The sequence below is a fragment of the Aliihoeflea sp. 40Bstr573 genome (assembly GCF_024105655.1).
GTDB lineage: Bacteria > Pseudomonadota > Alphaproteobacteria > Rhizobiales > Rhizobiaceae > Aliihoeflea.
In genome coordinates this window covers 1-6,868 of the sequence record NZ_JAAAMH010000042.1, presented here as the reverse complement: position 1 = coordinate 6,868, position 6,868 = coordinate 1, and the positions used below count along the sequence as shown (strand labels likewise).

General features: G+C 63.6%; 7 protein-coding genes, 1 pseudogene and 2 riboswitches. Of the genes and pseudogenes, 1 reads left to right on the top strand and 7 read right to left on the bottom strand.

Going from position 1 to position 6,868, the window contains the following annotated elements:
• Positions 1-41: 41 nt before the first annotated feature.
• Both GTK01_RS20605 and GTK01_RS20600 read right to left on the bottom strand, forming a co-directional pair.
• Positions 42-662 (bottom strand): hypothetical protein, encoded by a 621-nt coding sequence (locus tag GTK01_RS20605; RefSeq protein WP_252929700.1) that lies wholly within the window; start codon positions 660-662, stop codon positions 42-44.
• A gap of 22 nt (positions 663-684) precedes the next feature.
• Positions 685-837: pseudogene (locus GTK01_RS20600) on the bottom strand (IS3 family transposase); the annotation flags it as partial.
• Positions 838-964: 127 nt separating this feature from the next.
• Positions 965-1,081, top strand: a riboswitch (TPP riboswitch).
• A gap of 28 nt (positions 1,082-1,109) precedes the next feature.
• Between GTK01_RS20600 and thiD the strand changes: the two are divergent.
• Positions 1,110-1,913: a bifunctional hydroxymethylpyrimidine kinase/phosphomethylpyrimidine kinase gene (thiD, locus tag GTK01_RS20595; RefSeq protein WP_252929698.1), complete on the top strand. Its 804-nt coding sequence runs from the start codon at positions 1,110-1,112 to the stop codon at positions 1,911-1,913.
• Here the strand turns inward: thiD and GTK01_RS20590 are convergent.
• From GTK01_RS20590 to thiC, 5 genes are read right to left on the bottom strand one after another with little or no spacing between them, the layout of a single operon-like run.
• The gene (locus tag GTK01_RS20590) at positions 1,904-2,515 is read right to left on the bottom strand and encodes a thiamine phosphate synthase (protein ID WP_252929688.1); all 612 of its coding nucleotides are present in this window, start codon (positions 2,513-2,515) and stop codon (positions 1,904-1,906) included. The genes thiD and GTK01_RS20590 overlap by 10 nt on opposite strands.
• Positions 2,512-3,285: a thiazole synthase gene (locus GTK01_RS20585; RefSeq protein ID WP_252929686.1), complete on the bottom strand. Its 774-nt coding sequence runs from the start codon at positions 3,283-3,285 to the stop codon at positions 2,512-2,514. Before GTK01_RS20585 ends, GTK01_RS20590 begins: the two co-directional genes overlap by 4 nt.
• Position 3,286: 1 nt before the next feature.
• Positions 3,287-3,487 carry a sulfur carrier protein ThiS gene (gene thiS / locus GTK01_RS20580; protein ID WP_252929683.1) on the bottom strand — a complete coding sequence of 67 codons (201 nt, stop codon included), beginning with the start codon at positions 3,485-3,487 and terminating at the stop codon, positions 3,287-3,289.
• Complete coding sequence (gene thiO / locus GTK01_RS20575) at positions 3,484-4,443, bottom strand: glycine oxidase ThiO (RefSeq protein ID WP_252929681.1); 960 nt, start codon at positions 4,441-4,443, stop codon at positions 3,484-3,486. Before thiO ends, thiS begins: the two co-directional genes overlap by 4 nt.
• Before the next feature lies 1 nt (position 4,444).
• Positions 4,445-6,265, bottom strand: a complete 1,821-nt coding sequence (thiC, locus tag GTK01_RS20570; RefSeq protein WP_252929680.1) for a phosphomethylpyrimidine synthase ThiC — start codon at positions 6,263-6,265, stop codon at positions 4,445-4,447.
• 88 nt (positions 6,266-6,353) lie between these two features.
• Positions 6,354-6,472, bottom strand: a riboswitch (TPP riboswitch).
• Positions 6,473-6,868: the final 396 nt, after the last annotated feature.

The window sequence follows — 6,868 nt, the reverse complement described above, 5'->3', positions numbered from 1 at the left end:
CCTCGTGATCCAACACCAACCGCACAGCGCGCTCGCGCACCTCAGGGGAAAACTTGTTCGTCGTCTTGCTCGTCATGGCTCCATCCTATTTGGAAGTTGGAGCCTCCGGCAAACCCGGGGCGGTTCAGGGCGCAAAGCATGGCATTCGCAAGCCCGTCGAAATAGAGGTCATGGCAGATCTCCTCGCTGGCCAGAGCCCGTGCCATCAATTGTGCAAGCGTCCAAACGCGATCGTTCTCAAGGGATAGTCGAGGTTCGTCCAGAATTCTTACGGGCAAAGCACGCCCGAACCTTCGCGTCAGACCGGCAACGCTGATGTGGAGATCGAGATGTTGGAGCCTCAGCACCCCGGATACTTCGCTGCATGTCGGGTGGCCCGCCGGCACGTAACTGAAGACGTTGCCTACCGGATCGGCGTATGACTGTGACGTGTGACCATCACCCAAAACGAATGTACCAGGGCCGCTTGCTGCAACGGGAATGAAGAGGCGTGGATCAGCGGCCACATAGTCGCCTCGCGCTCCATCCGCACAATCGACCTCCCACAGATCGGCGACGAGGCCGCTCCATGCCCGCCATTTCAGGTTGCCGATGACACAAAAGCCGGAAATGTCGGCTTCCATGCGCGGACCGAATGGTTTCGATGGGAAGTTGTTCGTCATGGCAATCCCCGAAACACGATGCACAGCGGCAGTCCATCGCCCGCACGGTGAACTGCTGGCGATGCTCGGCAACCAACGCGTATCTCACTTTGCATCCCTGGCGAAATACGCGGTCGCCTTTTTTCAAGATGTCGCGCTCCTCGGTAGCGCGAGCCAGGTCCTTCTTCACACGACGCCAGACCGAGTCACGACCTCGTTGCCTCGAGAATCGGGGAGGAAGCCGTCCACGAACCCAATGGCTATTCCACTTCGTCTATGGGGACCATCAAGCCTCGCCTTCCGGCCGGGACGCATGCTACGGTTCTCGAACCGAGGGGTGTCCCGCAAGGGGCTGAGAAATTGCTGGCCAGTCGGCAGCGCAATGACCCTTAGAACCTGATCCGGATCATGCCGGCGAAGGGACGGGTAGCTGCCTCGCTCCTTTGCCGGCCTCGTGAAAGGCCGCCAATGCTGGAATCCCCACTCAACGTGCTCACTATCGCCGGCACGGACCCGACCGGCGGCGCAGGCATTCAGGCCGACATCAAGACCTTCAGCGCCATGGGCGCTTACGCGATGTCAGTGGTCACGGCCGTTGTGGCGCAGAATACGCAAGGCGTGCGGGCGTTCGTGGCCCTCGAACCCGAATTTGTCGCCGCGCAGATCGATGCCGTTTTTGACGACGTGCGCGTCGATGCGGTGAAGATCGGCATGGTGGCCAATGAAGGGATCGCGAGAACCATCGCGGAACGCCTGCGCCATCATGGCGCGCGAAACGTCGTACTCGATCCGGTGATGGTCGCCAAGAGCGGCGACCATTTGCTCGCGCCCGACGCGGTATCGGCCGTGCGGGACGTGCTCGTGCCGCTGTCAGACGTGATCACGCCCAACCTGCCCGAAGCCGGCGTCCTTCTCGGTATCGATCCGGAGTGGTCGCTGGACGAGATGAGGCGGCAGGTCGGCAATCTGCACACGCTAGGCTCCCGCTGGGTGCTCTTGAAGGGCGGGCATGCGGGCGGCGAAACGAGCGTCGATCTTCTTCACTCGGGAGAGACGACAATCGAGCTGTCGGCACCCCGGATCGCGACGAAGAACGATCACGGCACCGGCTGCACATTGTCGGCGGCGATCGCCGCGCGACTGCCGTCGGGCGGCGTCGAGGACGCGGTGCGCAAGGCGAAGGATTATCTTCAGGGCGCGCTCGGCGCAGCGGACCGCCTCGATGTCGGTCACGGCCATGGGCCGCTGCACCATTTCCACCGCTATTGGTGACGCCACCGCTCGGTCGCCGCGATCCATTTGCGCGTGCGCGCCTCGGGATCGGCATTGAGCGTGATATCGGTGACGACGGCGGCATGGTCGGCACCATTTTCGAACACGCCCGGCAGGCGCTCGGGGGTCAGCCCGCCGATCGCGACCAACGGCAGATCGCCGATCCGGTCACGCCATGACGCCAGCCGCGCCGGCCCCTGCGGTGCCCATTTCATCTTCTTCAATATGGTCGGGTAGATCGGTCCGAGCGCGACATAGTCCGGCCGCGCCGCAAGTGCGGCTTCGAGTTCCACGCTATCGTGAGAGGACACGCCGAGGCCGATGCCCGCGCGCATGATGGCGTCACGATCGGCTTCTGCGAGATCCTCCTGGCCCAGATGGACGAACGTGCAACCCTCTTCGATCGCCAGTTGCCAATAGTCGTTGACGACCAACGTGCAGCCATGGCGTTCGCATACGGCTTTCGCCGACCGGATTTCGCGGCGCAGCGTCGCCTCATCGGCATCCTTGATGCGAAGCTGCACAAGCTTCACCCCCTGCGGAACGAGACGCGCGATCCAGTCGGCGCTGTCGACGATGAGGTAGAACGGATCGAGCTTCATGAGAACACTGCCTTTCCGATCACGGGCGTGGAGGACACCGCCATGTCGCGTGGTTCCAGAAGACCCGCCTTGAAGCCGGCTCGTCCTGCTTCGATGGCATCGGCGAACGCGCCGGCCATGGTGACGGGATCGCTGGCATTCGCCACCGCCGTGTTGAGGAGAACGGCCTCATAGCCGAGTTCCATGACGGCCGCCGCATGCGAGGGCCGGCCGAGCCCTGCATCGACGATCAGCGGTATTTCGGCAAAATGCGCGCGCATGGCCCGCAGCGCCGGCAAATTGACCGGCCCCATCGCCGAGCCGATCGGCGCGCACCACGGCATCAGCACCTTGCACCCGGCCTCGACAAGACGCTCGGCGACGACGAGGTCGTCGGTCGTATAGGGAAAGACCTCGAATCCGTCCTCGCTCAGAATGCGCGCGGCCTCCACCAGCGCGAAAACATCGGGCTGGAGCGTGTCGTGATGGCCGATCACTTCCAGCTTGACCCAGTTGGTCTGGAAGATCTCGCGCGCCATCTGCGCTGTCGTCACCGCCTCCCTCACGCTGTGACAGCCGGCCGTGTTCGGCAGGATGCGTACGCCGAGCGCGGCAATCAGGTCTAGAAACGAGCCACCTGCCTTGCCGCCCGCGGTTTCACGGCGAAGCGAAACGGTGACAATTTCGGTCCGCGACGTACGCACCGCATCAGCGAGTATTTTGGGCGACGGATATCGTGCCGTGCCCAGAAACAGGCGGGATGTGATCTCGACGCCGTAAAGATCGAGCATCTCAGCCTCCCTGCATGGGCGAGAGGATCTCGACCCGGTCGCCATCGGCGAGCGCATATGCGTTGCGCTCCGCTCGCCGAACGATCTCTCCGTTTACCGCCGTTGCGATCCAGCTTCCCTTATAGTCGAGCAGAGACAACAGCGCGTCGAGCGTCGTGGCTTCCACCGCCCTTTTTTCCCCGTTGACGATGATGTTCCTCATGCTGGCACCCTTTCCAGAAGCGACACGGCCTCCCGCGCCATCGCCGGGGCGAGCAGGAAGCCGTGTCGGTAAAAACCGTTGACGTGGATCGCATTCCCGATGCGAAGGACGCGCGGCACATTGTCGTCGAATGCGGGGCGCACACCCGCGCCGGTCTCGATAACACGCGCCTCGCCGAAGGCGGGGTGGAGCGCATAGGCGGCGTTGAGCAGTTCCATCAGCGAGCGCGCGGAGATCGGTCCGCCGACATTTGCCTCGAGCATCGTCGCGCCGACCATGAAACGGTTGCCGCCACGCGGCACGACGTAAAGCGGATGACGCGGATGCAGGAGCCTCACGGGACGCGACAGGGCGATCTCTTCGGTTTCCAGATAGAGCATCTCGCCGCGCAGGCCGCGCAGGCCCGGCACCGTCCCGATGGCAGCTGATCCGGTGCAGTCGAACACAGCGTCAAAATCCGTTCCTGGCGACGATGCGTCGAAACGGAAGCGAACGCCGTCGTCGGCCAGCCACTCCTTGAGCGCGCCGAGCGCGGCGCGCGGATCGAGATGAGCCTCGTCGCGGAAGAACAGCGCCGTTCGAAACCGCCCCGCCAGTGCCGGCTCCAGCACGGCGATGCCGTCTTCGTCGAGCCATTCGTGGCAGGTGGTGCGCGTGGCGAACCTTTTCAGTTCGCCCGTATCGCGCGGTGGCGCGACGACGAGCGTTCCGTTACGACCAACATGGCCGGGCAGGGCAGCCTCCCACCATTCGGCGGCGGCCCTGCCGAGTCGCGTCACGCTTTCGGGCGCGCTTTCGCCTTCGCAGAACGGCGCGAGCATGCCGCCGGCAAGACCGGAAGCGCCCGCGCCGACGTACCCCGCACGATCGACGATCTCGACCGCATGACCATGCCGGCGAAGCTCGAACGCGACGGTGAGCCCTGCGACACCCGCGCCCCTGACGAGCGCGTGCACGTCACTCCCCCGCCACGCGGGAACGCGCTTCGACAGGCATGTAAAGGTCGCCGCCCTCGCGATATTTCTGCGCCATGTCCGCCATGCCCGCTTCCGCGCGCGCGGCGTCGCGGATGTCGTGGCTGATTTTCATGGAGCAGAATTTCGGCCCGCACATCGAGCAGAAATGCGCGACCTTGTGCGCCTCCTTGGGCAAGGTCTCGTCATGGAAGCTACGCGCCGTATCGGGATCGAGCGACAGGTTGAACTGGTCCTCCCAGCGAAACTCGAAGCGCGCGCGGCTGAGCGCATCATCGCGAATCTTCGCGGCGGGATGCCCCTTGGCGAGGTCAGCGGCATGCGCGGCGATCTTGTAGGTGATGACCCCGATCTTCACGTCGTCGCGGTCGGGCAGGCCCAGATGCTCCTTGGGTGTGACGTAGCAGAGCATCGCCGTGCCGAACCAGCCGATCATCGCCGCACCGATCCCGCTGGTGATATGGTCGTAGCCCGGCGCGATATCGGTCGTCAGCGGCCCGAGCGTGTAGAACGGCGCCTCGCCGCAAACTTCGAGCTGCTTGTCCATATTCTCCTTGATCTTGTGCATCGGCACGTGGCCGGGGCCCTCGATCATCACCTGGCAATCATGCTTCCAGGCGATCTGCGTCAATTCGCCCAGCGTCTCCAGCTCGGCAAACTGCGCCGCGTCGTTCGCGTCGGCAATGGAGCCTGGCCGCAGGCCGTCACCGAGCGAGAACGATACATCGTAGGCGCGCGCGATCTCGCAGATCTCCTCGAAATGCTCGTAGAGGAAGCTTTCGCGGTGATGATGCAGGCACCATTTGGCCATGATCGAGCCGCCTCTGGAGACGATGCCGGTGACGCGATCGACGGTGAGCGGGATATGGGCAAGCCGCACCCCGGCATGGATGGTGAAATAGTCGACGCCCTGCTCGGCCTGCTCGATAAGCGTGTCGCGGAACACGTTCCAGTTCAGGTCCTCCGCGACGCCGCCCACCTTCTCCAGCGCCTGATAGATCGGCACGGTGCCGATCGGGACGGGCGCGTTGCGGATGATCCATTCGCGGATGTTGTGGATGTTCCGCCCGGTCGACAGGTCCATCACCGTGTCCGCGCCCCAGCGAATCGCCCACACCATCTTTTCCACTTCCTCGGCCATCGACGAAGTGACGGCGGAATTGCCGATATTGGCGTTGATCTTGACGAGGAAATTGCGACCGATCGCCATCGGCTCGAGTTCGGGATGGTTGATGTTGGCCGGAATGATCGCACGGCCGCGCGCCACTTCCTCGCGCACGAATTCCGGCGTGACGAAGTCGGGAATGGAGGCACCGAAGCTTTCGCCGTCGCGCATGAGTTTTTCGCGCATCGCCTCACGGCCGAGATTCTCGCGGATGGCGACGAACTCCATTTCCGGCGTGACGATGCCCGCGCGGGCATAGGCGATCTGGCTGACCGCCTTGCCGACCTTCGCACGCAGCGGGCGGTGACGATGTGGGAATTCGGGCGTCAGCCGATCCTTCGAGACGAAGCCGTTGTCAGCGGGCTGCACGTGGCGCCCCTCATAGCACTCGACGTCTCCGCGGGCGGTGATCCAGCCTTCGCGCAGACGCGGCAGTCCGCGCTCAATGGCGATGTCGCCGTCGGCCGTGTAGGAGCCGGACGAATCGTACACGGTCACCGGCGGCTCGCCGGCGCTCGGATGCACGGCGATCTGGCGCATCGGCACGCGGATGTCGGGGTGCAGCAAACCCGGCATGAAGACCTTGGTGGAGGCCGGCAATGGACCGGTTGTGACGGTGGGGGCTGAAGTAGATGTCATGTCAGGCTCCTCGCTTGGCAGCAATGGAGACCCAGCTCTGACGGGATGGAGGAAGAACGCCTGAACGAATCGAGGTCGCGCAACGACCGAAAAGGCATCCGCACCGTCCCTACGCCAGTATGAACTGGATCAGGTTCGACGGGTCACTGCGCTGCCTTCAGGCCAGCAGTATCTCAGCCCCTTGTCGGGACCCCCCTGGTGAAGAACAGAAGATGCCGACGGATGCAGGCTGAGTCAATGAGCGCAAAGCGGACTGAAAAACGCCAGGGACGAATCCCAACGCGCGCTCGCCTTGATGGCGTTCGCGGCACTGCGCCACGGCGAAGCCCAAGGGCCATGCGCGGCTGGTCCTCGCTCGTCTTGGCGAGACTAGCACTTTGAAGCTGATCTTATTCCTGCATGAGATGCGGTCTTGAGTTGCGCGACCATCTTTGCGGCATGGATGCCGCGTGGATCGTTCGTCACGGCAATGGTGGTGTGATCCAGCCCCACTGAACGGGTCCACCTTGAGTTATGGTTTTGACCATGAAGGAGGACCACGATGAGCAACAAACGACACAAGCCGGAAGAGATCGTCACGAAGCTTCGGCAGGTTGAAGTCCT

Excerpts from the sequence above, each read along its gene's own strand:
- GTK01_RS20605 (WP_252929700.1), bottom strand. The coding sequence starts at position 662 with ATGACGAACAACTTCCCATCGAAACCATTCGGTCCGCGCATGGAAGCC.
- thiD (WP_252929698.1), top strand. The coding sequence starts at position 1,110 with ATGCTGGAATCCCCACTCAACGTGCTCACTATCGCCGGCACGGACCCG.
- GTK01_RS20590 (WP_252929688.1), bottom strand. The coding sequence starts at position 2,515 with ATGAAGCTCGATCCGTTCTACCTCATCGTCGACAGCGCCGACTGGATC.
- GTK01_RS20585 (WP_252929686.1), bottom strand. The coding sequence starts at position 3,285 with ATGCTCGATCTTTACGGCGTCGAGATCACATCCCGCCTGTTTCTGGGC.
- thiS (WP_252929683.1), bottom strand. The coding sequence starts at position 3,487 with ATGAGGAACATCATCGTCAACGGGGAAAAAAGGGCGGTGGAAGCCACG.
- thiC (WP_252929680.1), bottom strand. The coding sequence starts at position 6,265 with ATGACATCTACTTCAGCCCCCACCGTCACAACCGGTCCATTGCCGGCC.